General features: G+C 70.8%; 20 protein-coding genes and 1 pseudogene. 8 read left to right on the top strand and 13 right to left on the bottom strand.

The features are described from left to right. Positions 1-42: 42 nt before the first annotated feature. The 6 genes from ACFWP7_RS02755 to ACFWP7_RS02730 form a co-directional block, all read right to left on the bottom strand. Complete coding sequence (locus tag ACFWP7_RS02755; RefSeq protein ID WP_384374914.1) at positions 43-972, bottom strand: aminoglycoside phosphotransferase family protein; 930 nt, start codon at positions 970-972, stop codon at positions 43-45. A gap of 70 nt (positions 973-1,042) precedes the next feature. Then, positions 1,043-2,158 (bottom strand): M24 family metallopeptidase, encoded by a 1,116-nt coding sequence (locus tag ACFWP7_RS02750; RefSeq protein ID WP_384374911.1) that lies wholly within the window; start codon positions 2,156-2,158, stop codon positions 1,043-1,045. 234 nt (positions 2,159-2,392) lie between these two features. Beyond that, on the bottom strand, positions 2,393-3,019 hold the full coding sequence (locus ACFWP7_RS02745; protein WP_384374908.1) for a PDZ domain-containing protein: 627 nt from the start codon (positions 3,017-3,019) through the stop codon (positions 2,393-2,395). A 173-nt stretch (positions 3,020-3,192) separates the two neighbouring features. After that, positions 3,193-5,376, bottom strand: a complete 2,184-nt coding sequence (cyc2, locus tag ACFWP7_RS02740; RefSeq protein ID WP_384374905.1) for a germacradienol/geosmin synthase Cyc2 — start codon at positions 5,374-5,376, stop codon at positions 3,193-3,195. A 145-nt stretch (positions 5,377-5,521) separates the two neighbouring features. Next, the gene (locus tag ACFWP7_RS02735; protein WP_384374901.1) at positions 5,522-6,685 is read right to left on the bottom strand and encodes a damage-control phosphatase ARMT1 family protein; all 1,164 of its coding nucleotides are present in this window, start codon (positions 6,683-6,685) and stop codon (positions 5,522-5,524) included. 272 nt (positions 6,686-6,957) lie between these two features. Then, the gene (locus ACFWP7_RS02730; protein ID WP_384374897.1) at positions 6,958-8,772 is read right to left on the bottom strand and encodes a S8 family serine peptidase; all 1,815 of its coding nucleotides are present in this window, start codon (positions 8,770-8,772) and stop codon (positions 6,958-6,960) included. Between the two features lie 498 nt (positions 8,773-9,270). Between ACFWP7_RS02730 and ACFWP7_RS02725 the strand changes: the two genes are divergently transcribed. After that, positions 9,271-10,203 (top strand): lytic polysaccharide monooxygenase, encoded by a 933-nt coding sequence (locus tag ACFWP7_RS02725; protein ID WP_384374894.1) that lies wholly within the window; start codon positions 9,271-9,273, stop codon positions 10,201-10,203. Here ACFWP7_RS02725 and ACFWP7_RS02720 read toward each other — a convergent pair. The 3 genes from ACFWP7_RS02720 to ACFWP7_RS02710 form a co-directional block, all read right to left on the bottom strand. After that, positions 10,181-12,103, bottom strand: coding sequence for a helix-turn-helix domain-containing protein (locus tag ACFWP7_RS02720; RefSeq protein WP_384374891.1), 1,923 nt, complete (start codon positions 12,101-12,103; stop codon positions 10,181-10,183). The two genes, ACFWP7_RS02725 and ACFWP7_RS02720, sit on opposite strands and share 23 nt — an antisense overlap. A 70-nt stretch (positions 12,104-12,173) precedes the next feature. Continuing rightward, on the bottom strand, positions 12,174-13,187 hold the full coding sequence (locus ACFWP7_RS02715) for an alpha/beta hydrolase (RefSeq protein WP_384374888.1): 1,014 nt from the start codon (positions 13,185-13,187) through the stop codon (positions 12,174-12,176). Positions 13,188-13,354: 167 nt separating this feature from the next. Next, positions 13,355-14,656 carry a YhgE/Pip domain-containing protein gene (locus ACFWP7_RS02710; RefSeq protein ID WP_384374885.1) on the bottom strand — a complete coding sequence of 434 codons (1,302 nt, stop codon included), beginning with the start codon at positions 14,654-14,656 and terminating at the stop codon, positions 13,355-13,357. Between the two features lie 426 nt (positions 14,657-15,082). Between ACFWP7_RS02710 and ACFWP7_RS02705 the strand changes: the two genes are divergently transcribed. After that, positions 15,083-16,111: a YbhN family protein gene (locus tag ACFWP7_RS02705; protein ID WP_384374882.1), complete on the top strand. Its 1,029-nt coding sequence runs from the start codon at positions 15,083-15,085 to the stop codon at positions 16,109-16,111. A gap of 112 nt (positions 16,112-16,223) precedes the next feature. On the opposite strand, the gene msrB is transcribed toward ACFWP7_RS02705, so the two are convergent. From msrB to ACFWP7_RS02685, 4 genes are all read right to left on the bottom strand, one after another. Next, positions 16,224-16,628, bottom strand: coding sequence for a peptide-methionine (R)-S-oxide reductase MsrB (gene msrB, locus ACFWP7_RS02700; protein WP_384374879.1), 405 nt, complete (start codon positions 16,626-16,628; stop codon positions 16,224-16,226). A gap of 31 nt (positions 16,629-16,659) precedes the next feature. Next, positions 16,660-18,048: a UDP-N-acetylmuramate--L-alanine ligase gene (gene murC, locus ACFWP7_RS02695; RefSeq protein ID WP_384374876.1), complete on the bottom strand. Its 1,389-nt coding sequence runs from the start codon at positions 18,046-18,048 to the stop codon at positions 16,660-16,662. 228 nt (positions 18,049-18,276) lie between these two features. Beyond that, entirely contained in the window at positions 18,277-18,750 is a 474-nt protein-coding gene (locus ACFWP7_RS02690) for an indole-3-glycerol phosphate synthase (RefSeq protein ID WP_384374873.1), read from the bottom strand. Positions 18,751-18,883: 133 nt separating this feature from the next. Further along, complete coding sequence (locus ACFWP7_RS02685; RefSeq protein ID WP_384374870.1) at positions 18,884-19,678, bottom strand: pyrimidine reductase family protein; 795 nt, start codon at positions 19,676-19,678, stop codon at positions 18,884-18,886. Here ACFWP7_RS02685 and zapE point away from each other — a divergent pair. The 6 genes and pseudogenes from zapE to ACFWP7_RS02655 all read left to right on the top strand — a co-directional run. After that, on the top strand, positions 19,677-20,816 hold the full coding sequence (gene zapE / locus ACFWP7_RS02680) for a cell division protein ZapE (protein ID WP_384374867.1): 1,140 nt from the start codon (positions 19,677-19,679) through the stop codon (positions 20,814-20,816). The genes ACFWP7_RS02685 and zapE overlap by 2 nt on opposite strands. A gap of 166 nt (positions 20,817-20,982) precedes the next feature. Then, the gene (locus ACFWP7_RS02675) at positions 20,983-21,297 is read left to right on the top strand and encodes a hypothetical protein (protein ID WP_384374864.1); all 315 of its coding nucleotides are present in this window, start codon (positions 20,983-20,985) and stop codon (positions 21,295-21,297) included. Between the two features lie 75 nt (positions 21,298-21,372). Then, a complete protein-coding gene (locus tag ACFWP7_RS02670) occupies positions 21,373-21,951 on the top strand; it encodes a carbonic anhydrase (RefSeq protein ID WP_384374861.1) in 579 nt (192 codons plus the stop codon). 8 nt (positions 21,952-21,959) lie between these two features. After that, entirely contained in the window at positions 21,960-23,414 is a 1,455-nt protein-coding gene (locus tag ACFWP7_RS02665; RefSeq protein WP_384374858.1) for a SulP family inorganic anion transporter, read from the top strand. A gap of 113 nt (positions 23,415-23,527) precedes the next feature. Next, positions 23,528-24,439 (top strand): slipin family protein, encoded by a 912-nt coding sequence (locus ACFWP7_RS02660; protein ID WP_384374855.1) that lies wholly within the window; start codon positions 23,528-23,530, stop codon positions 24,437-24,439. A gap of 148 nt (positions 24,440-24,587) precedes the next feature. Then, a pseudogene (locus tag ACFWP7_RS02655) lies at positions 24,588-25,499 on the top strand (PPK2 family polyphosphate kinase); the annotation flags it as partial. Positions 25,500-25,619: the final 120 nt, after the last annotated feature.

Raw genomic sequence — 25,619 nt, 5'->3', positions numbered from 1 at the left:
GTGACTCATCCGTCTCGTGTGTGGTGCCGAGCCCGTGGCGGCTCAGTCGTCGCCCGTCAGTTCCGTGACCCGTTCCAGCAGGATCGCCTCCCAGGCGCGGCGCAGTTGGATCCGCAGGAGGGTTACGGGGCTGTCACCGTGTCCCTGGAGGCGGTCGGCGAGCCGGATCACGGTGTCGCAGCGGGACAGCCACAGGCCGCGCAAGCAGGGGCGGGCGCCGTAGCCGGCGAGGGTGGCGGCGCGTACGGCCGCGGGGGCGCCGACGGCGACGGCGAGCCCCGCGATGTCCTCGGTGGGGTCGCCGAGCACCGCGTCGGTCCAGTCGAGGACGCCGCGCACCCGCCCGTCGGCGCTGACGACGAGGTGCTCCCCCGTGAGTCCGTGGTGCACGAGGAAGGCGGCCCCGGGCTGTCCGGCGAGCTGGACGGCGGCGGCCGCGGTGAGCTGGGCAAGGCGGCCGGGGTCGAACTCATCGGCGGCGGCCAGCTGTTGGGCGGCCCGTTCGGCGGACGTCCGCAGCGCCTCCAGGGAGCGCGGCGCGGCGCGCGGAACGCCGAGTGCCTCTGCCTGGCGTACGGGCACCTCGCGCAGCCCGGTGAGCAGCGCGGCGAGGTCGGCCTCGCCGATGGCGGAGACGTCCTGTTCCTCGCTGGTGACGCCGACCAGTCTGGTGTCGAGGGTGTAGCCAAGGCCGGCGGCCCAGTCGCCGTGCGCGACGCTCACCGGGACCGCGACCCCGACGTGCGGGCGGACCAGGTCACGCACGCGCAGTTCGCGGCGCCGGCGGGCGGAGGCCTCGCGGTCCGGGGCGAGCCGCATCACGTGGCGCGTGCCGACCCACCAGGTGGAGTGTTCGCCGTCCTCGGCGACGGGCCGCACGTCGGGTCCCGGGCCCGGCGCGGGGGCGTCGGTGAGCAGGGAACGGACCAGCCTGCGGACGGTGTCCGCGGTCGGTGTCGGTGCCTGGGTCATGTCGCGCCGCTGTCGTTCGGGGGTGTGGGGTGCCGGGCGGGGTCGGGTCGGGTCAGCCGGGTGGGGTGGGTCAGTCGACGATCACCAGCTCGCGGGAGGTGGTGTTGAGGCGGCGTCCGCCGTCCTCGGTCACTGTCACGATGTCCTCGATGCGCACTCCGAAGCGGCCGGGCAGATAGATGCCGGGCTCCACCGAGAAGCACATTCCGGGGACGAGGGGCAGTTCCTCGCCCTCGATCATGTACGGCGGTTCGTGGGTGGTGACGCCGATTCCGTGCCCGGTGCGGTGGATGAAGTACTCGCCGTACCCGGCCTCGGTGATGACCGCGCGGGCCGCCCGGTCGACGTCCTGGCAGGCGGCGCCGGGCCGTACCGCGCGGAAGCCCGCCTCCTGTGCCTCGCGCACGATGTCGTGCACCTTGCGCTCCTCGTCGTCCGGTTCGCCGACGTGGACGGTGCGCGAGGTGTCGGAGCCGTAGCCGTGCTTGAGGCCGCCGAAGTCGAGGACGACCATGTCGCCGCGTTCGATGACGCGGTCGCCGGCCTCGTGGTGCGGGTTGGCTCCGTTCGGACCCGAGGCGACGATGGTGAAGTCGACCTGGGAGTGCCCGAACTGCCGCAGCAGGGCGGCGACATCGGCGGCCACGTCCGTCTCGCGGCGGCCCGCGAAGGGAACCTTCCGGATCTCCTCGTACGTCGCGTCCGCAGCGGCGCCGGCGGCCGCGAGCCGGTCCAGTTCCGCCTCGTCCTTGACGCCCCGCAGCATCGGCAGGGCCTCGGTGAGCGCGAGGTGGCGGGTGTCCGGCAGCCGCTGCTGGAGGCCGAGCAGGTGCAGGGCCCAGGTGTTGTCGCTGACGCCGTAGCGGCCGTAGCCGGTGAGGAGGGCGCCGGTCGCCTCGTACGGGTCCTTGCCGTCGGTCCAGTCCCGGAGGGCCAGTGTGGGGGCCGCCGCTGCCGCGTCCGGGGCCTCCAGGGTCGGCACGACCAGGACGGGATCCTGACCGGGCCGGAGCACCAGCACGGTGAGCCGTTCGGTCTCCACGGGCCGGTATCCGGTCAGCCACACCAGATCGGGCCCCGGCGCGACCAGGACGCCGTCCAGCCCCGCGTCCGCCGCGGCCTCGGCGGCGCGACGCATACGGGCCTCGTAGTCACCGGCGGTGAAGGGCGCGGGCGTGCCGGTCATCCATGCCTCCGTCTGTCCCGGTTTCCTCAGGGGCTACGGGCAGCATCCTGCCCCTCCGAGGGGACGGGCGCGAGCCGGTTGGCGCCGTCACGTCAGCCGACCTCTTCCGGGAACCTCAAAACAATGGTCAGCCATTACCTTTCCATTAGATCCAATGGTTTCCAATGGCTAGATCCCATTAATTCATTACGCCGATGAGGGCGGGGCACTGCTCGCCAGGAGGTCGACGGCGGCTCAGGTCACGACCCCGGGGGTCGTGGACAGCTGCTGCTGGTTGCCGTTCGCGTGCCGCACCGTGAGGGTGACGGCGGTGCCGGGCTTCGCGGTGCCAACCGCCCGTGCCAGGTCGGCGGCCGCGTCGATACGGGTCTCGCCGAAGGCGAGCAGGACGTCACCGCGGACCAGGCCCGCCGTGTAACCCGGGCCGGGGACATGGACACCGACGACGAGTGCACCCGTGCCCTCGGGGACGTCGACGGCCTCGACGCCGAGCGTTGCCCGCACGGACTCCTTCTTCTCCGGTTGTTCCGACGGTTGCGCCGACGGTTGCGCCGACGACTCCTTCGCCGGGGTCGGGCTCCCGCCGCCCGGAGCCGACTTGGACCCGGACGGAGGTGGGGCCGCGGCCGCCTGTTTCTGCAGATCCGCCAGCTTGCTCATCCCGATCACGGTGGCGCCCACGGTGCCGAGTCCGACGCCCGACAGCACCAGCACGGCCCCCACGAAGAGGCCGAAGAGGAGGGTCATCAGCCGTTTGCCGCGTCGCCGCGCGGCGTGCGGACGCTTGTTGCCGCCGGCCGGACGGTCACCGCCCGGCTCCTGACCGGGCATCGGCTTGGGACGCAACGCGGTCTGTTCCATGGATCGCCTCCGGCAGCTGCTCTGTGGATCGCCCCCGGCTGTTGCTCTACCCGGTGCCTGGGCACGCGACGATTCACGAACGAGTGAGACTGCCAAGCACGTTCGAAAAAAAGACCGCCCCGGGGAGCTGCTCGCGGAATGCGCGGAGCTCTCCGGGGCGGCACCGGTGAGTGTCAGACCGACGCGGACACCGGATTCCCCGGCAAGTTGAACGGGAGCGCGGGAACCTGGTCCGGCAGGAAGCCGTGGGCGCGGCGGGCCAGGTCCGCGGCGCCGTAGCGGTGGCAGTCCTGGTGCCACTTCAGGATGCCGGCCATCCAGTTCTGCAGCTCCACGACGTAGCCCTGCATGATCCCGCGCACCTCCTCCGAGAGCTTGAAGTCCTCGTAGAGGATGGGCAGTTCATGGGTGGCGACGTGCTGGAACTGCTGCATGCGCTGGGTCATCAGGTCGTGGATGACGTTCAGCGCGGTCGGGTAGTCGCAGCCGAAGAAGTTCTGCACGACGAGGATGCCGTTGTGCACCTCGCCCTCGTACTCGATCTCCTTCTGGTACGAGAAGACGTCGTTCATGAGCATCGCGTAGTCCACGGCGGCGTTCTCCAGCGACCGGACGGGGCCGCTGCGGTAAACCTCCGGCGGTACCTTCGGGCCATGTCCCAGGCGGCACAGGCCCATGGTGAGGTCGGCGCCGAAGGTGGCGCGGCGCATCTCCAGATAGTCGACCGGGTCGGGGATGCGGTTCTGGATCTGGTTGACCAGCTCCCAGACCCAGCTCTCGGTCATCTTGTCCACCGCGGCCCGGAGCGGGCGCCGGGCGTCGGGGGTCATCTCCGCCGTCGTGCGCTGCCACAGGTCGGCGAGTCCGCGCTCCATGCCGTTGACCGGGACCGGGATCTCCTCGCCGTCGACAGGCATGCAGGCCGACAGGCGTGCGGTGCTGAGCTTGGCGGCGGCCAGGTCGCGGCGGTGGCCGAAGACGAGCGGGTAGTAATCGTCGCCGTACGTGCCCCAGGCCAGCCACTGCGACCCCAGGTCGAGGGCCTCGGGCGTCGCGTCCGGGTGGATGCCCGCAGCGCACAACGGCAGGTCGTAGGCGAGGAGTTTGTCCTCGTCCCAGACGCCCTCCTGGAGCATGCCCATGTCGTACATCCAGCCGGTGAGCCGGTCCCTGGCCCCCTCCAGGTGCGGGCTGAGCGTCAGCTCGAACGGCATGTAGAAATCGGGGAGTTGAGAGGGTCCGACCTTCTGGAACGGGACATGGGTGTACGAGCACAGCCGCTCCGCCCCGGCCGCCGAGAGCAGCGCGCCCACGTCGACGGCGGACGTCCCGAACCCGGCGGCACCGAAGGGCTCGCCCTGCGACAGTGCCCCCTCGTTCATGTAGCGACTGGACCGCATGTGCCACTCGTGGCCGCCGGACTGCCAGTCCTGGAGCCCCTGTGTGTACGCGGCGACCGCCACGACCTCCTCCGGAGTGAGCCCCTTCTCCACGGCCAGCGCGGGCACTTCGGTGAACGCCGTGTGCTCGAACTGGTGGAGCCGGGAGGTGAGCACGTCGTTGACGATCTCGGCGGCCTCCTGGGTCGTGCAACCGAAGAAGGTCTCCAGGACGAGGACACCGTTGCTCAGCTCCCCCTCCTCCTCGACCTCCCGCTGGTAGGAGAAGAGGTCGTTGCGCAGATGCACCCCGTCGGAGAACGTCTCCATCAGCACCCGCAGCGGCCTCGACTCGGCGACGGCGGCGGGCACTTCACGGGTCGCGTACTCGACGAGCCCCGCCGACCAGGGGGCGCCGCCCACCTTGCGGCGCATCTCGATGTACTCGACGGGGTTGGAGATCCGCCCTTCGTTGATGTTGGAGAGCTCCCACAGCGACTCGTTCAGCAGATGCTCGGTGGAGACCGCGAACCGCCTGCGCCACTCGACGGACATCGAGGGCACCGTGCGCGCCCAGAGGTCGGCGAGCCCCGCCTCTACGGGATTCTCCGGCTCCGGTACGGGAGTTGACAGGTCGAGCGGCATGAAGAGCGGCAGCCGGTCGAGGTAGGCCTTGCCGCCGTCGCGGTCCTGGCTGCGTTTGAAGATCTCCAGGAAGTGGTCGTCGAAGAAGAACACCCAGACGTACCAGTCGGTGATCAGCGAGAGTGCCGGGCCGTCGCAGTCGGGGTGCGTGTACGCGCAGAGCAGTCCGTAGTCGTGCGCGTCGAGGTCGGACTGTTCCCAGATGCCGGAGCCCTCCAGCATGCCCATTCCGCGGGCCCATTCGACCGAGTGGGCCCGCGCCTCGTCGATATGCGGGTTCAGCCGCGCGGGATACGGCATGTAGAAGTGCGGGAGTTGGAACGGCTGCGTCATGGCCCGGCCCTACCCACACCCCTCCGGGGGCATCCACAGGCCGGGACATGATCACACCATCGCGTGAATCAGCGTGCGAACGTACGCCATACCGGCAAAGGCCGTGCGTAATGCCCGCTCCGCTCCCTGTCGTTCGGCCGAGGGCTCAGCGCCTGGCCTGGATCAGCGCATGCGTGCCGCTCGTGCGCCACCGCTGTTCCTCGGCGGCGTCGAGCGTGGCCTCGGTGCGGGCGTCGAGACCGACGGTCACGTCGGACTTGAGGGTGCGCAGGGCGGCGACCGGGCCCGGGAAGTACGCGGTGGGGGTCGTGAAGGGCGTCGTGGCAGGCCAACGTCTGTCGCCGATGAGGCGGCGGTAGTTCAGGTCGCCCTTCATGATCGTCACGTCCGACGCGGCGAACTCCTCACGCAGGTCGTCCGGCATGTCGGCGTACGGCAGAGGTGCGCAGGAGAAGGGATGGGCGCGGACCGTGAGGCGGCCGTCGGTCATGGCCGACCAGAGGCGGTGTCCGGACTCACCGGCGGCGCCCTTCGCCGCGGTGAGACGGCGCAGGGCGTCGACCACGTCGGCGGTCGTGGCGTCGGAGACGTAGTACGGGTACGGCTTCACGTGCAGGACGGCCCGCCCTGCGCGGCGGTGAAGGAGGAGGTGGTCGATGAGGAGCAGGTCGGGGACGAGTTCGCGGCCGGCGTTGTCCGCGACCACGCAGAGGGTGCCTCCGGCGAACAGCGACCGCAGCAACTCGCTCTCATCGGCTACGAGTTGTGAGTCGCCGGCCGTTCCACCGTCGGCGCCGGCCAGCCGGAAGCCGAGGTCCGCGCGGTTGCCCCACAGCGATCCGTGCAGCAGCGCCAACTCCTGCTCCTCGACCGGCTGGTGCACGAGTTCGTCGAGGGCGGCGAGCTCCTCGTCCGCCTCCGTGGTGTCGAGCTCGGCGAGCTTGAAGGGCCGGAAGGGGTCGATACCTCGCCAGGGCCCGGGGGCGAAGTACCCGACCGCCTCCAGAAGTTGGCGGTAGAAGTAGCTCTCGGACCACAGGAAGGGCACGTCGAACCAGGACCGGCCGAAGTACTCCCGCCCCCACGCCTCCCACTGCTCACGGCCGTCCGCCCGCGCACCGAGCGGTTCGATGACGCCCTCGGTGCAGTCCTTCAGCAGCGCGTCGAGCGCGCGGTGCTGCTCGGGTCCGTACGGGAAGGCGTCCCGCACCTTCCGGATGAGCGCCGGATGCCGCTCGGCCAGCACACTCCAGGGGAACGAGCCCCGCACGTTGCTGAGGATCACGGGTGCTGCGGGGGCTTCAGACATGGTGGTGCGTTCCTCCCGGGCTGGGCAGGGCCTCGGCAGGCACACTATCCGGCGTGCCACGGCCTCGCGGCGCCCCGGAAACCCGGGGCGGCCCGGGAGGCCCGGAAACGATGCGCGGCGTTACGGAACGAACGGAACGGTGGACGGGTTTTTAGTGAGGGGGGGGTGGGGCCGGGCCGCGGCTGGCAAACTAGCGGGGGTCCCCCGGCCGGGCGGCGCCCCGCAACCCGGGGGCGCCGCGAGACGCCGTACGACATGAGGCCGTGTGACCGTCAGAAGGTCAGTTTCCAGCTGTTGATCGTGCCGGTGTCCTGGGCGGCGGTGTCCTGCACGCGGAGCTTCCAGGTGCCGTTCGCGGTCTCGCTGGAGGCGTCGACCGTGTAGGAGGCGCTGACGTTGTCCGCGGAGTCGGAGGAGCTGGCGGCCTTGAGGCGGTAGGTCGAACCGTCCGGGGCGACCAGGTCGATCACCAGGTCACCGCGGTAGGTGTGGGTGATGTCGACACCGACCTGAAGGGCGGCGGGCGCGTTGCCGGTGCGGCCGCTGACGGTGATCGGCGACTCGACGGCGGCACCCGCGTCCGGGATGGACACGGCCGACGTGCTGGTGAAGGTGGTGCCCCCCGTGGAGCCGCCGGACCCGCTCACCGCCTGCACCGTCTTGGTCGCGTCCGCCAGACCGGCACCGCAGCCGCCGGTGCAGGAGCCGGGCAGGGCACGGGCGTTGGTCTTGATGGCCGACTCGATCTGCGCCGGGGTCAGCGAGGAGTTCGCCGACTTCATCAGCGCGACCAGGCCCGCGATGTGCGGAGTGGCCATGCTGGTGCCCTGGTAGTACGCGTACGACTCCGTGGACGGCGTCTTCGTACCGGAGTTCAGCGTGGAGAGGATGCCGTTCGCGGTACCGGTGCTGGTCTGGCCGCCGGGGGCCGCGATGTCCACGAGGGTGCCGTAGTTGGAGTACGAGGCACGGGCGCCGGTGCGGTTCGTCGCGGCGACGTTGATGACGTTGCTGCAGCTCGACGGGGAGTAGCCCGAGGTGTTGGAGTTCTCGTTGCCGGCGGCCACGACGACCGTCGTACCGCGGTTCACGGCGGCGGTGATGGCGGTCTGGGTGGCGGAGGTGCAGGCACCGGAGCCGCCGAGGCTCATGTTGATGACCTTGGCGACGTTGGCGTTGGCGGGAACGCCGGAGACCGTGCCGCCGGACGCCCAGGTGATCGCGTCGATGATGTCGGAGTCGTAGCCGCCGCACTTGCCGAGCACGCGCAACGGGGAGATCTTCGCGTTGTACGCGATGCCCGCGACGCCCTTGCCGTTGTTGGTGACGGCGGCGATGGTGCCCGCGACGTGCGTGCCGTGCCAGGACGAGTTGCTGGCACCGGTACCGGTACCGCACTCGTCTGTGGCGTACCAGTCGCCCGGGTCGGCCGGGTTGCTGTCACGGCCGTCGCCGTCGACCGAGACCGCGGTGTCGGAGATGAAGTCGTAGCCGGCGACGATGCTCCCGGCGACGTCGGAATGCGTGACGTAGCCGGTGTCGATGACGGCGACCGTCACACCGCTGCCGGTGGAGGTGGCCCAGGCGCCCGGGACGTTCATGCCCGCCGTGGACTCGAACAGGTCCCACTGCTTGCTGTATTCGGTGTCGTTCGGGTCGGCCTGCGGCTTGTTGAGGCGGTCCGGTACGACGTACGCGACCTGCGGGTCCGCCTGGTACCGCGCGATGACGTCGGCGACGTCCGCCTTCTTGAGCTCGGCACCCAGATCGACCAGGGCCGCACCGGTGCCGAGGCGGCGCTGGAAGTCGAGGTCCTCGCCCGTCTCCTCGCCCTTGGCCCGGGCATCGGCGTCGGCGGCCGTGTTGGACCTCGCCTCGGCGGCGCCGGACTTGTAGCCGACGATCAGTCGCTCCGCCGGGGCGGCGACGGCCTGCGCGGCGGGGCCGGCCCCGACGGTGGCCGCGGGGGTCTGGGCGACGGCGACCGAGGTGGTCGTACCGGCCAGCAGGGCGGCGGATATCGCGGCGACGGATATCAGCTTCCGTCGGGCGCCGCGGGAGGGGGAGAACAAGGGCGAGGAACGCAAGGGCTTGCCTTTCGGGGCCGGCTCCGGGCAGCGCGATGCGAGGCGGAGCAGCGGTCGATTCGCTTCGTCGTCGAAGCGGCGGGGGGTGCAGAACCAGAAAGCGGCGCGGTGGCCGGCCATGCGCAAGCGACCCGGTCAGGGGTTTCCTGTGGGGTCACTGTGATCGAACGATAAGCAAACCGCAGGTGAGAGGGATACAGGGGAAACCCTCGATCTGGCCGGTAACCAACCCTCGAATGCGGGTAGTTGGAGGAGAACATCCCGTTTCACCCGAGTTGGGCATCTGAACGCGGCGCGCCTGGCTCCCGTACTTCACCGTGCGGTGCGGCCGCTCAAGTGATGCGGTGCGGCCGCACCGGCTTTCTCTCTTGCTTTCCCGCTTGATCCGTTGCTTTCCCGCTTGATCCGTTGCTTTCCCGCTTGATCCGTTCTCCCGCTTAACCCGGTTGACTCCCTACCGCCTCACCCGCGTTCCCGACCCGCCGAGGAGACCCACCGATGACCGCACTCCGCACCGCCACCGCGGCCGCCGTCGCCGTGGGGCTGCCCCTGCTGCTCACCGCCCTGGCCGCGGGACCCGCTCAGGCACACGGTGCGCCGACGGATCCGGTCAGCCGGGTGGTGGCGTGCTCGCCCATAGGCGGGGGCAACACACGTACAGCGGCCTGCGCGGCGGCGATCGCCGCGAACGGCGCGCCCTTCACCGCCTGGGACAACCTCCGGGTCGCCGGTGTCAACGGCCGCGACCGCGAGGTCATCCCCGACGGGCAGCTCTGCAGCGGAGGCCTTCCCGAATACAAGGGCCTCGACCTCGCCCGCGCCGACTGGCCCTCGACAACCCTGACTCCCGGCGCGTCCTTCACCCTCACGTACAGCTCGACGATCGCGCACACCGGCACCTTCAAGCTGTATCTGACCAAGCAGGGTTACGACCCGAGGTGGCCCCTGAAGTGGTCCGACCTGCCCACGCAGCCGTTCGCCACCGCCACCGACCCGGCTCTCGTCAACGGCGCCTACCGCATCAGGGCCACGCTGCCGTCCGACCGCACCGGCCGCCAGATGCTCTACACGATCTGGCAGAACTCCAGCACCTCGGACACCTACTACTCGTGCTCGGACGTGGTCTTCCCGGCGAAGAGCGCGGGAGGGGGCGGGGCCGCCACGCCGACGGCCCTCTCTCCTGCCCAGCAGACACCTTCGCCCGCCGCGTCGAAGACGCCGGAGCCACAGAAGTCGGCTCCTCCGGCCGAGCAGACGCCGACACCCACTCAGGCGAGCCCTTCGCCACCCCAGGAGAACGCCCCCGACGACCTCACCCCCGTCGCCGACAGCAACACCGGCGGCAACACCGGGCTCCCTCTGGTCGCGGGCGGAGCGGCGGCGCTCCTCCTCGCCGCGGGCGTCGCTTTCACTGCCTGGCGTCGCCGCTGAATCCCCCGGAGGCCTGACCAGCCGCGCCGGCGCGCCGCAACTTCCGTACCGCGAGGGCCAGTTGCAGACGCAGGCGACCCTGTGGAGGGTGCACGTCCCAGCCGAGGCTGTGCTCGGCCTGTACGAGGCGTTCCTGGAGCGTCGAGTGATGCACCGTCAGTTCGGCGGCGGCCGCGCGCAGGCTGGGCGTCGAGGCCACCGCGTGGAGTGTCGCAGCCGCCCAGGATGCCTCCGCGAGGGCGCGTTCCAGGGCGAGTTCGTCGGGGATCGGCGGGGTGTCCGGGCCCACCGCCGCGGCGAGCAGTGCCAGACCGCCGAGTTCGTCGGCGTACACCGTGCGGGGCCCGGGATCGTGCGCCGTGCCCCGGGCGGTGAACCGGAGTGCGGTCCGCGCGGCGGCCCACGACCGCGGGAGCTCGGCCGGTTCCACGGCAGGCCCGACACCGGCCCGCCGTGCCTCGGACCCGGGCCGCCCGGCGGGCACGATCTCCGCGCCGCCCCCTTCCAGCGCCACCGCGCGCACCGACTGGCCCCGCTTCAGCCCCAGTTGCGCTGCGGCATGCGTACGCGTGGCATCCGGTGCGGAGGCGTCGAGGACCACCTCGACCAGCGCGGGATCGGAGGCGGGTGCGGCCGGAGGCGCCCACCCACGCGTCCGCTCCAGGACCGCCCGTACGGCACCCGCGGCCCGCTCCAGAATCATCGCGCGTACGCCGTCAGGCGAACCGGGCAGCTCCAACCAGAGAGCGGCTGCGACCTCCGGACCCGGCATATCCGCGTGGCTGACGGTCACCGGGGAGCCGACGGTGACCGGGGCGGCGCCGGAGCTGTCGAGCAGCGCCCGCGCCGGGGCGGAGCGGGGGATTTCGAGCGACGTCGCCGCCGAGGTCGCCTCCGAAGCACCCGCCCGCTCCCGCGTCCCGGCCACGCCCGACCCATCGAGCGGCACCCCAGGCGGGGCGGCATGAGGCGCGTCGAGCGACGCCGCCGCCGAGGCCGCCGCCTCCGGAGTAACCGCCCGCACCTGGAGCCCGGCCACGCCGGGCGTATCGCCGGGCGAGGCGGCGTGTGGGGTGCTGAACGACGCCGACACCGAGGCGGCCTCCGAATTACCCACTCGGGCCTGCGGCCCGACCACACCCGACGCGTCATGCAGCAGCCGCGGCGGAGTGGCGTGCGGGGTGTCGAGGGAATCCGACACCTGGGCGTCCATTCGCCCTTGCGGCCGGACCGCGCCGGACGCATCGAGCGGCACCCCGGGCGAGGCGACGTCGGAGGCGTCAAACGACTCCGGCGCCGAGGCAACCTCCGAATTCCCCGCCCGCACCCCCGACCCGACCACACCCGACGCATCGAGCGACCCTCCAAGCGGGGCGGCATAAGGCGCGTCGAGCGAAGACGACACCGAAGCCACCTCCGAAGCACCCGCCCGCACCCCCGGCCCGACCACACCCGACGTATCGAGCGGCACCCCAGGCGGGGCGGCATGAGGCGCGTCGAGCGACGCCGCCGCCGGGGCAGCCTCCGGGGTGCCCGCCCGTCCCCGCGGCCGACCCCCCGCACCGGACGTATCGATCTGCGCCCGGGCCGGGGCGGCGCCCGGTGTGTCGGGCGAGGCCCATGGTCGGCGAACCTCGGAGGCGTCGAGCGGTACCCAGGGCCACGCCGGATCCACCGGGCCTCCGGAGTCCTCGCGCCGTCCGTTCGGCTCGACGCGGATCCGGACGCCGCGTCGCTCGTCGACCAGCCGGGCGGGGTAACCGGAGAGTACGGCGGCGCCTCGTACCAGCGCCTCCAGGCCGACCCGGCCCTCCATCAGACGGTCGAAGTAGGCGATGGCCTGTAGCGCGGCGCCCGCGTCCGGGTCGAGCTCCGCGAGCCGTCCTGCCAGCTCTCTCACGGACACCATCCTGCGTCCGTGGGGCCGCCCTGCCAAGCGCCGGGAGCGCCGCGGACCGCGGACCTGCCTCTCAGACGCCCAGGAGCCGACGCAGCCAGCGCAGCTTGGCCCCCCGGCTGTCCTGGGACAGCTGAGCCTGCGGGGCGAACTCCTCGAAGCCGTGGAAGCCGCCCGGCCACACATGGAGCTCGGCGCGACCGCCCGCCTGCCACAGGCGCGCGGCGTACGCGACGTCCTCGTCGCGGAAGGTCTCCGCCGAGCCCACGTCGATATAGGCCGAGGGCAGCCCGGACAGGTCGGTGGCCCGGGCCGGGGCCGCGTACGGCGAGACGTCGGGCCCGCCGCTCGCCTCCCCGAGCAGCGCGCCCCAGCCCATCGCGTTGGCCGTCCGGTCCCAGAGGCCGAGTCCGGTCATCTGGTGGGTGGACACCGAGTCGTTGCGGTCGTCCAGCATCGGGCACATCAGCAGCTGGCCGGTCAGCTCCGGGCCGCCGCGGTCCCGGGCCAGCAGCGCGAGGGCCGCGGCGAGTCCGCCACCCGCGCTGGCTCCGGTGACGACCATGCGCTCGGGGTCGATCCCCAGCTGGTCGGCGTTCTTGGCCGTCCACACCAGACCCGCGTAGCAGTCCTCGACCGGGGCCGGGTGCGGGTGCTCGGGCGCGAGCCGGTACTCCACCGACACCACCACCAGCCCCAGCTCCTCGGCCCACCCGAGCAGTTCCGGCACACCCATCCGGTTGTTGCCGACGACCATGCCGCCGCCGTGGACGTAGTACAGGGCAGGCAACGGTGCGCTCACCCCGGCCGGCCGGCAGATGAGCAGCGAGACGTCGGGCGCTCCGTCGGGCCCCTGCACCGACCGCTCCTCGACCTGGAAGGCGCCGCCGCGCCGCAGGTCCTCGACCGAGGGCCGCATGGCACTCGCGCCCTCCCGCAGCTGAGGAATCACCTCGGGTGTGAAGGTGGTCGGCAGGAACTCCGCGACCATTTCCAGGGCGGCGGCCAGCTCCGGGTCGAAGGGCGGCGGCGGAGGGACAGGACCGGTGGGTGCCGGTGGAGTGGCGGGCGTCGGCTCGGCAGTCATGGCGGCTCCTCGCGTTCTGGCCACCGCGGTGTGACCAGTGCGTTCATGGTGCCCCGCGGACGCGCACCCATGTACGCGCCGTTCGGCTGGAATCCCCCGCCGAACGGCGGGGCGACATCCCGTGGTCTCCCCCGCCCGCAGGCCGTGGCAACCACCCCGCCGCGGCTTCAGATGGGCTGCGGGGTCAGGCGTTGCAGGCCCTTGCGGTCGTAGTAGCGGGTCATCGCGAAGCCGAAGAGCAGTGCGAGGGCGGCACCGATCACGATCCACAGCCACGCGCGGGTGAGGCCTGCGTCGGCACGCGCGTCGAAGAAGAGGATGGCGCGGACGCCGTCGCTGAGCTGGCGCATGGGCTCGAAGAGGGACAGAAAGCGGTAGAAGCCCGGAACGGCCTGCAGCGGAACGGTGGCTCCGGACGACGGCAGGCCCAGGACGATGAACACGAACATGGCCACGAGCTGGCCGATCCCGCCGAACGCGGCGTTGATGGCCTGGACACCGAGCCCGACCGCGCAGCTGGCGCAGTAGGAGTAGATCCACAGCAGGGGCAGGTGGGAGGCGTCCATGCCGAGGATCGCCACCGTGGCGACCATGATCAGGGTGGTGGTGAGAACGGTGATCCCGGCGGTCATGGCCATCTTCAACAGCAGCGTCTGGGTGCGGCTGACGGGCACGGTCGGGCGGCGGGTGTGCCAGGGACCGATCTCGGTGTCCGCGTAGCCGAGGGCGCTGTCGACACCGGTACCGATGATGTTGGCGCCCATGAAGCCGGCCAGCACGAGCAGCAGGGTGTAGTAGAACGCGGTCAGGCCGAGGCCGGTGTTCTCGCCGATGGGGTGGCCGACCTGGGTGGTGACGGTGACCGGGTCGGCGAGCAGCAGACGTTCGGTGGAGCCGGCCTTTGCGACGGCGGGAGCTGCCGTCAGCTGTCTGCCGATGGTCAAGGAGGCTTGCTGGGCGGCCTGTTGGGTGATTCTGCTCGCCAGTGAGGAACCGAAGCTACCCATGCCCGGATTGGTCAATACGGTGATCGCCGGTCGGGTCGTGGCGTTCGTGGTGGTGAGCGCGGCGACCGAGCCGGTGAAGTCGGCGGGGATGACCAGGGCGCCGTAGATCTTCGCGGAGGCCAGCTGGTCGTGGGCCTGCGCGGCGGTGAGCCGGCGCCAGCCGACCGTGTCGGAGGTTCCGGAGGTGACGGAACGGGTGATCTGCGTCCCCAGGTTCTCCTGCTGGCCGGGCAGCGGCTTGCCCCGGTCCGTGTTGACGATGCCGATGGGCAGGTCGTGCAGGGCACGGTTGGGATTGACGATGCCGCCCATGTAGAGCAAGGACAGCAGCAGGGCGAGCAGCCCGGTCAGGACGGTGGGCATCAGCCACAACTTGGGACGGCGCAGCAGCTTCACGGCGCGCGCCAACGCGGGGGCCGACGCCTGTGTACGGGCCTCGCGGTGATCGCTGTCCTCGGCCATGGTTCTCCCTGGGTGGACCTGGGTTGATACGACCAGCAGTAGTAATGGTGACCATTCTTCTACACAGGGTGACAATGCCGCGCGGCGGAAGGTACGCGATCACAGCCGGTGACGCCACGGCGCCATGACGCCATGACGGTCGCGGGAGCAGCTAGCGGTAGCGGCAGCGGTCACGCCACCGCACGACGGAGAAAATGTCCACGCGGTGATAAACAGACAGATACCGATCCCCTGATGCCGGGTCCGGAACCGATCCGAACAAGCAGGTCAGGGTGTCCGCGTCGCCCATCCTCCGACGCCGCTTCGGCTCCCGGACACCCTGCGGTCACACGGAAGGGGAACGCTCCCCGCGTCCCCTCTTGCCTCGCCTTGTATCCGTCCGACCCGCGACCGCGCGGGGCGCGACGCGGAAGGACGACGTGCGCCGTGTCCCAGATCCGGATCGACGAGTTGCCAGGGCCGCTCACCCTGGCACACTCCCCCTCCCCTTCCCCCGACCTCTCATCCCGCTCCTTCCCCTCCCCGGCCCGCCATCTCCGTCTGGCACTCAGCCTGGTCCCGCTGCTGCTGATCGGCGGGTGGGCCGCGGTCGACTGGCGTGCGGTGCACGACGGCTCCGCACGGCTGGTCTCCGCCGACCCCTGGTGGCTACTGGCCGGAGTGGTGTTCACCTGCCTGTGCTGGGTGGGCGCCTCCGTGACCCGACAGGGAGCCATACCGGAGAGGCTTCCGCCAGGACAGCTGCTCGCCTCGCAGTTCGCCGCCGGCGCCGCCAACCACGTCCTGCCGGCCGGGATCGGCGCTCACGCGGTCACCCTGCGCTTCCTCCAGGGCCGCGGCATATCCCTCGCGCGGGCCACCGCCTCGCTCGCCCTGTACTCGCTGGTCAAACCGATCGCGAAGACGGTGCTGATCCTCGCGTTCCTCGTCGCCTTCCCCGGCACGCTGCGTATCGGCCAACTCGTCCCGGACGAGCAGATGTTGCTGCTGCTCGCCGCGGGTGCCCTCGTCGGCCCCGCCGCGACGGTCCTGGTTCTGACGGTCGTGCGCCGGTTGCGTCGCCCCCTGTTCGAGTTCGTCCGCACCGCTCTCACCGACGCGCGGATCCTGCACACCCGGCCCAGCCGGGTGCTCGCGCTCTGGGGCGGGGCGACCGTCTTCCCGCTGTTCCAGGCGGGCGTGCTCGCCTCGGTCGGCGCCTCGCTCGGCCTGCCCTTGCCCTGGCCGCACGTGGTCTTCGCGTACCTTGCGGCCAGCGCGGTGGCCGGGGCCGTGCCCGCCCCGGGCGGCATAGGGCCGGTGGACGCGGCGCTGGTGATCGCCCTCGTCGTGTTCGGCGCGCCGATGACACTCGCCACCGCGAGTGTCATCGGCTACCGCGTCCTGACCGTCTGGCTGCCCCTGCTCCCGGGTGCGCTCGTACTCTCGGCGCTGGTCCGGCGAAAGGTGCTGTAAGCGGCACCGGCCCTCGCACGCCAGCCCCAGGCGCCAGCCTCGTACGCCAGCCCCAGGCGCCAGCCTCGTACGCCAGCCCCAGGCCTCAGCCCCAGACACCAGTCCCCAGACGTCAGTCCTCAGACGTCAGCCGCAGCGAGATGGAGTTGATGCAGTACCGCTGGTCGGTCGGGGTCGCATACCCCTCCCCCTCGAACACGTGCCCGAGATGCGAACCGCACCGAGCGCACCGCACCTCGGTCCGCACCATCCCGAGCGACCGGTCCGTGATCAGCTCGACCGCGTCGGTGTCCTTCGGGTCGAAGAAGGACGGCCATCCGCAGTGCGACTCGAACTTCTCCCCGGAGGTGAAGAGTTCGGCGCCACAGGCACGGCAGGAGTAGACGCCCGTCGCCTTGGTGTCGGTGTACTCACCGGTGAACGCCGACTCCGTGCCCGCCTTGCGCAGCACCTTGTACTCGGCCGGGGTCAGCTCCGCGCGCCACTGCTCGTCCGGCTTCTCGATGTCGTACGACATGATGCTCAACCCCTCGCGCAAACGGTGATGACTACTTCGGCAGACGCGCCAGGATCTCGGGACCAAGGTCCGTGACGTCGCCCGCGCCCATGGTGAGAACGAGATCACCGGGCTTCGTCATTCCCGCGATCACCGACGGCACGTCCGCCTTGTCGTGGACCGGCGTCACATCCGCGCCCGCCGCCCGTGCCGCCTCGATGATCAGCTCGCTCGTGACACCGGGGATCGGGTCCTCGCGGGCCGGGTAGATGTCCAGGACGAGCGAGGCGTCCGCCAGGGACAGAGCCTGGCCCATCTCCTTGCCCAGCTCCTGGGTCCGGGAGAACAGGTGCGGCTGGAACACCACCAGGATGCGGCCGGAGGCGCCCGCGCGCATCGCCTCCAGGTCCGCCGTCATCTCGGTCGGGTGGTGCGCGTACGAGTCGACGACCTGGACGCCGGCCTCCTCGCCCTTCAGCTGGAGGCGGCGCTTCACGCCCGTGTAGGAGGCGAGCGCGGGGGCCAGTTCGGCGGCCGGGATGCCGAGCGCGACGCCCGCGGCCAGTGCGGCGACCGCGTTGTGGGCGTAGTGGCGGCCGGGGACCGAGACCGCGAAGGTGAGTTCGGCGCCGTCAAGCAGCACCGTCACCTCGCTCTTCAGCCCCTGGGGGACGACGGAGAGCACCCGGACGTCCGCGTCCGCCGACTCCCCGTACGTCACCACCTCGACGTCGCAGGCCGTCACGCGCCGGGTCAGCTCTCGTGTGCCCTCGTTGTCCGCCGAGATCACCAGCGTGCCGCCCTCGGTGATGCGCTCCACGAACGTCTCGAAGGACTCGTAGATCTCGTCCAGGGACGCGTAGTTGGCGTGGTGGTCCAGCTCCGCGTTGAGGATGATCGCCACCTCGGGCGCGTACTTGTGGAAGCTGCGGTCCGACTCGTCGGCCTCGGCGACGAAGATGTCACCTTCGCCGTGCAGGGCGTTCGAGCCGGGGGCGTCGAGGTCGCCGCCGATCGCGTACGACGGCTTCAGACCCAGCGTCGAGAGCGACACGGCCAGCATCGAGGTCGTCGTCGTCTTGCCGTGGGTGCCCGCGACCGCGATCGGGCGCAGACCGTCCATCAGGCGGGCGAGCGCGTCCGAGCGGTGGACCACCGGGATGCCGAGCTCGGCGGCGCGGGCCAGCTCCGGGTTGTCCGCGCGGATCGCGGAGGAGACGACGACACAGGTGGCGTCGGCCGCGAGGTGATCGGCCGCATGCCCGATGTGCACCGTCGCGCCCAGCGCGCGCAGGGCCTCGGCGGTCGCGGACTCCTTCGCGTCACTGCCCGCCACCGTGGCCCCGCGCTGCGCGAGGATCTTCGCGATGCCCGACATCCCGGCGCCGCCGATGCCGATGAAGTGCGGTCGGTCCATGGCGGTAGGAAGGCCGGGTGCCATGCGTGTGTCTCCCAAGATCCGGTACGAGGCTGAGCGCCCTCACGGACAGAGCGCCTCCCCAGCCTATTGCGTACACCGCCCGGCACCTCGCAAGGGGCGCCGGCAGTGATGCCGGCAAGGGGCGCGGGGAACTGCGCGACCAGCCACGAAGCCCCCGCACCCCGAAATGCACCTCACCTTCACAGCGCTCCACGGCCAACCCGGCGGCAGGGGCACCGCAGCGAACCGTCACACCTTGCTGTGCGAGAACAGCTTCAGCACCGGCACGCCCACCTTGTGGCGTGCCCGCGAGGCCCAGTCACGGTGGAAGAACTCCTCCACGTAGTGGGGGTCCGTCAGCACGATGACCTCGTCGGCGTCGATCTCCTCCACCAGGCCCTTCAGCGCGTCCAGCGGGTGGTCCTCGATGAGCCGCCCCTCGGCCTGGTTGCCGGTCGAGCGCAGCGCCACCAGGGACACGTCCAGCGCCTGCTGCCCCTGCCCGGCCGCCTCGTCGCCCTCGGGGGTCTCGTCCTCGTGAGCCGCCTCGTCCAGCTCGCCGAGCGCGACGTCGTCGATGGCCCTCAGCAGCCGGTCCGCCTGGTCGCCCCGTGGCTGGAGCAGCACGTGGAAGCCGACCGCCTCGTCACCGTGCAAGGTGGTGACGAACTCCACGTCAGCGGACGTCAGGGCCTTCTCGATCATCAATACGCTTGTGAACACGACAGGCGCCCTTCTCCTCCGTGGGCCGTTCCCAGGCCCCTGCGGAAACCATCCTGCCCCGTAACCGCACGGGGTCTGCGAGATTTAGTGTGCCCAGCCGAAGAAAAACGGAACGGAGTATTCCGCTGACTTGTCAGGGCCGACGGTATCGGGTGTAGAGGAACCCGGCCTCCTCCAGCAGGGACATCAGTTCGAACCGTTTCGGAACGGCGATCGTAGGCCCGCCGGCGATCCGCTGCGCGTCCCCGACGGTGAGCATCGGAGAGACGGCCAGGCAGAGCTCGTCGAGCACGCCGGCCGCGACCAGCTGGCCCAGCAGCCGCGGGCCGCCCTCGGTCAGCAGCCGGGCCATGCCGAGGTCGGCGAGCGCACGTACGGCCCGGGCCGGCTCCACGCCCATGCCGTCCCCCGCGATCACGACCCGCGCGCCCGCCTTCTCGGCGGCCGCCACCCGGTCCGGGGCCGCCCCGGCGCCGGTCAGGATCAGCGTGGGCACCAGGGGCGAGGTGAAAAGCGGAAGCGTGAAGTCCAGGTTGAGACTGGCGGTCACGACCGCGATCGCGGGCGCCGGGCCCTGTCCGGCCGCCTGCCGCTGCTCCGCGAAGTCCGCACGCGCGCGTGCCGGACGATAACCCTCTTGGCGTACCGTTTCCGCACCCACCAGGACGACGTCCGCCAGCGCGCGCAGCACACCGAAGATCCGCATGTCGGTGGCGCTGGAGATGGGCTGGGAGCGCCCGTCGTGCTGGGCGGCGCCGTCCAGCGTCGACACCATGTTGGCGCGCAGCCAGGGCTCCCGGACGTCCGGATAGGCGTACGCCTCCGCCAGCTCCTGGAGCCCCCACTCCCGGTCCGTCACATCCGCATCCGTCGCCCCACCGGAGGCTTGGGCCGCTGTTTCGTACGTCACAGGGAACAGGCGTCGCATGACGTGCAGTGTGGCACGGCCCCTAGACTGGGCAATCGTGTCGACCTCCACCACCTCCGCCGGGTTCGGCCCGATAGCCGGAGCGACCCCGCCGTCCCTGTGCGCCCGCGAGCCGCATGTCCCCGCGGACCGGCTCGTCGCCGAGATGGTGCCGCCGCCGCGCTTCGACTCGGTCCGCTTCGCCACGTACCTCCCGGACCCGAACCAGCCGAGCCAGCCCGAGGCCGTACGCGTCCTCAGCGCCTTTGCGGCCGGACTCGGCGCGCCGTACTCCGCGAGCTCCGGCAGGCGCGGGCTGTTCGGCTTCGGGAAGGCCCCCAAGAAGGCCCCCGCCGCTCCCCGCGGCGTCTACCTGGACGGCGGCTACGGCGTCGGCAAGACCCACCTCCTGGCCTCCCTGTGGCACGCGACTCCGGCGGAGCCCGAGCTCAAGGCCTTCGGCACGTTCGTGGAACTGACGAACCTGGTCGGCGCGCTCGGCTTCCAGAAGACCGTGCAGACGCTGAGCGGCCACCGGCTGCTGTGCATCGACGAGTTCGAGCTCGACGACCCCGGCGACACGGTCCTCGTCTCCACCCTGCTCGGCAAGCTGGTCGACGCGGGCGTGGCGCTCGCGGCCACCTCGAACACGCTGCCGGGCAAGCTCGGCGAGGGCCGGTTCGCGTCCGTCGACTTCCTCCGCGAGATCCAGGGCCTGGCCGCGCACTTCCGCCCACTGCGCATCGATGGCGAGGACTACCGCCACCGCGGGCTGCCCGAGGCCCCGGCGCCCTTCTCGGACGAGCAGGTCACCAAGGCGGCGTACGCCACCGACGGCGCGTCCCTCGACGACTTCCCGCATCTGCTCGACCACCTCGCACGCGTCCACCCGAGCCGTTACGGCGCCCTGACCGACGGTCTCAAGGCCGTCTGCCTCACCGACGTCCAGCCGATACCGGACCAGTCGACGGCGCTGCGGCTGGTGGTGCTCGCGGACCGGCTCTACGACCGCGAGGTGCCGATACTCGCCTCCGGAATGCCCTTCGACCAGTTGTTCAGCGAGGAGATGCTGAACGGCGGCTACCGCAAGAAGTACTTCCGCGCGATTTCCCGGCTCACCGCGCTGGCACGGGACGCCAAGGGGCTCGTAAACGGCTGAATTCCGCCACGCTCCCCTCCTTTTCAGGCTCTCTTCAGGGTGAAACGTAGAATTAACCCTGCAAACAACTGGCCGCGTTACCTTAGATCTTGATACTGACTGTTGACATGTGTGAGCAGCCGGGAGGGGGCTTGAGTTGCGAGCTAGGACAGCCCGGTCCCTGTTCGTGGCCCTCGCCACGATCCTGATGAGCCTTCAGTTCTTCGTTCCCATAGAGACGTTCGCTTCCGCGCAGAAGAACGAGATCGTCTCCTGCGGCGAGTCCGAGCATCAGCAGAAGCAGAAGGTGGCGCCGCCGCTCCGGTCCCGCGACCGGAACCGTGACGAGGACCTCGTTCCCGAATCCCCCTCCCGTGCCCTGCTGGAATGCGATCCGGCGGCCGGTCATCCCCTCGGCACGCCGGACGCGGCCTTTCTCCGCACATCGTCGAGATCCTCAACCGCGCTTTCCCCAGCCACACTTCAGATCTTCCGCTGCTGAGCCGAGCGCATCTCCCCCCACGCTCCGTTCTGTAGGCCGACGCGCCGTCCGAGGCGCGCCAGGAGGAACTGACAGATGCAGCCCCTCATCGAACACGCCCGCGCGCACGGAAAGCGCCCCGAGCGGTTCGCACAGCTGGCCCAAGGCCAGTCCCCCCAAGTCCTGTTCATCACCTGCTCCGACTCACGTGTCGTCCCGGCACTGATCACCGGCGCCCGACCCGGCGAGCTCTTCGAACTGCGCACCGCGGGCAACATCGTCCCGCCGTACGTCCCCGGCCGGCCGTCCGCCGAGGCCGCCACCGTCGAGTACGCGGTGGACGTACTCGGTGTCACCGAGATCGTGGTCTGCGGGCACTCGCACTGCGGCGCCGTCGGCGCCATGGTGCGGGGCGACGACCTGACCGCCGTACCCGCCGTACGCGACTGGCTGGCACAGGCCGAACCCCCGTCCGACGCACCGGACAACGACCCGGCGGTGGCCGAGCCGGTGCGCAACCACGTCCGCGCACAACTCCTCAGGCTCCGCGCGTACCCATGCGTGGATCGGGCCCTGACGGCAGGCCAACTACGCCTGCACGGCTGGTACTACGAGGTCCACACCGGCGCCGTACAGGCGCACCGTGCGGACACCGGCACCTTCGAGGCGCTGTGAGGGGCGCGATGAAACTCCCCCACCTGCGGCAGGACTTCGCCGCGTCCGTCGTCGTGTTCCTCGTCGCCCTGCCCTTGTGTGTGGGCGTCGCCGTCGCCTCCGGAGTCCCGGCCGAACTCGGCCTGGTCACCGGCATCGTGGGCGGTCTCGTCACCGGGCTGATGCGTGGCAGCAGCCTCCAGGTGTCGGGGCCGGCCGCGGGAATGACCGTGCTGGTCTTCGAGGCCGTGCGGGAGTACGGCCTTCCGGTCCTCGGTGTCATCGTGCTCGTCACCGGCCTCCTCCAACTCCTCATGGGCGCGCTGAAGTTGGGGCGCTATTTCCGGGCCATCTCGGTGGCCGTCGTCGAAGGCATGCTGACCGGGATCGGCCTGGTGCTGATCGCGGGGCAGCTCTACTCGATGGCGGGACTGAAGGCACCGGTCTCCGGTCTCGACAAGCTCGGCGGACTGCCGGCGGCGCTCGTGGACGCCGTGCACAGCCCGGAGGCACTGGCGTCGGTCGCGATCGGCACGGGGACCATAGTCGTCCTCGTGCTGTGGAAGCTGCTGCCGCGGCGGGTGCGTACGGTGCCGGGGGCGCTCGGCGCGGTCGCGCTGGCCACCCTCGTCTCGTGGGGCTTCGCACTGCCGGTGGCGAAGGTCGAGGTACAGGGACTGCTGGGCTCGATCCAGCTGCCCTCCCTCGACGCCTTCGGGGAACTCGCGAGCGTGGGTGTGCTCGCCACGATCCTCGCCTTCACTCTGATCGCCTCCGCCGAGTCGCTGTTCAGCGCGGCGGCCGTGGATCGGCTGCACGACGGCCCGCGGACCGAGTACGACAAGGAGCTGATGGCGCAGGGCGCGGGCAACACCATATGCGGGCTGCTCGGCGCACTGCCGATGACCGCGGTGATCGTACGCAGTGCGGCGAACGTCCAGGCAGGCGCGCGGACGAAGGCGTCCCGGGTGCTGCACGGCGTGTGGCTGCTGCTGTTCGCGGCGCTGCTGCCCGCCGCGCTCGGCGTCATTCCGCTGCCCGCCCTCGCGGGCATCCTGGTGTACGCGGGGTGGAAGCTGATCCCGCTGCGGGAGATCGCGTCGCTGTGGCGTGAGCACCGGGGCGAGGCGCTGATCCTCGTCGTCACCGCGGTGTCGATCGTCGCGATCAGCATGTTCGAAGGCGTTCTGATCGGCCTCGCGCTGGCCGTCGCCAAGACGGCCTGGGAGGCCTCGCACGTACGCCTCGACGTCATAGACAAGGGAGCCGGGCCCGTCCAGGCGTACCTGTCGGGCAACGCCACGTTCCTCCGGCTCCCCAAGATCCTCGACAGCCTGGAGGCACTGCCGCAGGACCGGCCCATCGAGCTGGACCTCTCCGGCCTGCACCACCTCGACCACGCGTGCCGGACCGCACTGGAGAACTGGTCGGTCCGGCACAGCTCGGCGGGGACCGACCCGGTGAAGGTCACTTCGAGGTCCTGACCTCGGGTCTGCGTCGCAGATCGACAAGGGCTGGGCTCGCTTCGCCGCGGGCCCAGCCCTTCGACGTACAGTGGACATATTGGTCTTACCGGGCGGCTCGAAAGGGGGTCGTCATGCTCCAGGAGCTGTTGATCGCCGGGGTGGCAGTCGGTTCCGCGGGGTTGGTGTACGCCGGGGCGGCAGCCCGGGTCATCAAGCAGTACGAGCGAGGCGTGGTCCTGCGGCTCGGGCGGCTCCGCGGAGAGGTGCGCACCCCGGGGTTCACGATGGTCGTCCCGGGCGTGGACAAGCTGCGCAAGGTCAACATGCAGATCGTGACGATGCCGGTGCCCGCACAGGACGGCATCACGCGGGACAACGTCACGGTCCGGGTGGACGCCGTCATCTACTTCAAGGTGATCGACGCCGCTGACGCCGTCATCCAGGTCGAGGACTACCGCTTCGCGGTCTCGCAGATGGCGCAGACGTCGCTCCGCTCGATCATCGGCAAGAGTGATCTCGACGATCTGCTCTCCAACCGCGAAAAGCTCAACCAGGGCCTGGAGTTGATGATCGACAGCCCGGCGATGGGCTGGGGTGTGCAGATCGACCGCGTCGAGATCAAGGACGTGTCCCTGCCGGAGACGATGAAGCGCTCGATGGCCCGGCAGGCGGAGGCCGACCGTGAGCGGCGGGCCCGGATCATCAACGCGGACGCGGAACTCCAGGCGTCCAAGAAGCTGGCGGAGGCCGCCGGGGTGATGTCCGAGCAGCCCGCCGCGCTCCAACTGCGCCTGCTGCAGACGGTGGTGGCGGTCGCGGCTGAGAAGAACTCCACGCTCGTACTGCCCTTCCCGGTGGAGCTGCTGCGGTTCCTGGAGCGGGCGCAGCCACAGCAGGGGCCTGCGCAGGAGCGGGCGCAGCCGGAGCCCACGCGACCGCGCGCCGCGGCCCTTCCGACCGATGCCGGGCCCGCACCCCTGTCCCGCGACGCCGAGGCGGAGGCCCTTCCGCCTGGCGAGGCCGGAACCGGGGTCGGCGGATGACGCGGGTGGTTCCGGCAGTCCCTCTTCCGTCACACACAGCCAGGCCACCACCCTGTCCGCCGACGGGAAGGGAAGAAGGCCCGACCGCGAGTAGCGGCTCCCGGCCACTCCCCGCACCATCGAGGGACACGGCCGGAAGGGGCGCACGGTGACGAAGAAGGACGGCAAGAAGCACCACGGTAGGAGCGGGGGCAAGGACGGCGGGCGGCAGGACAGCGGCAAGGCGCCCGCCCCGCTCCGTGAACTCCTGCGCGTCCCCGGCGGCGCGAAGGTCGACCTCTCCTCCTACGAGGCCGGGGCCACGCCCACCGGTCCGCAGGACAAGGCCGCCGGTCTCGCCGCCACCGCCGGAATGGGCGAACGCCTGGCCGACCTGCAAGAACGCCTGTGGGCCGCGAGCACGGCGGGCGACCGGCGGCGCGTTCTCCTGATCCTCCAGGGCATGGACACCAGCGGCAAGGGCGGCACGGTCAAGCACGTCATCGGGCACTTCAACCCCTCCGGCTGTCGCATCCGGGCGTTCAAGGCACCGACCGCCGAGGAACGGAAACACTCCTTCCTCTGGCGGATCAGGAGGGCGCTCCCCGAAGTCGGCGAGATCGGCATCTTCGACCGCTCGCACTACGAGGACGTCCTGATCGCCCGAGTCCGCGAACTGGCCCCGCACAAGGAGATCAACCACCGCTACGGCGAGATCAACCGCTTCGAGAAGTCACTCGCGGACGACGGCGTCACCGTCGTGAAGGTCTTCCTCCACATCTCCTACGAGCAGCAGCGCCGCCGTCTCCTCGAACGCCTGGACAACCCCGACAAGTACTGGAAGTTCAACGTCGGCGACATCGACGAGCGCGCGCTGTGGCCCGCGTACCAGAAGGCGTACGAGATCGCCCTCGACCACTGTTCCACGCCGGAGGCGCCCTGGTTCCTGATCCCCGCCGACCGCAAGTGGTACCGGAACTGGGCGATCAGCAAGCTCCTCCTGGAGCACCTCGAAGTCCTGGACCCGCAGTACCCGAAAGCGGACTTCGACGTGGAGGAGAGCCGGAAACGACTGCTCGCACAGACCCTGGACCCACCTGCGCGGCTCTCGGTCCTGTCGTGCCAATACCCGCAGGCACGCGAACCCAAACGGGCGGCGACAGGGAATTTACAACACGGCCAAACCCGGGGTCAAACCGAG

This window comes from Streptomyces sp. NPDC058470, assembly GCF_042721055.1.
In the GTDB taxonomy this organism is placed as follows: domain Bacteria; phylum Actinomycetota; class Actinomycetes; order Streptomycetales; family Streptomycetaceae; genus Streptomyces.
This window is presented reverse-complemented; position numbering and strand designations above follow the sequence as displayed.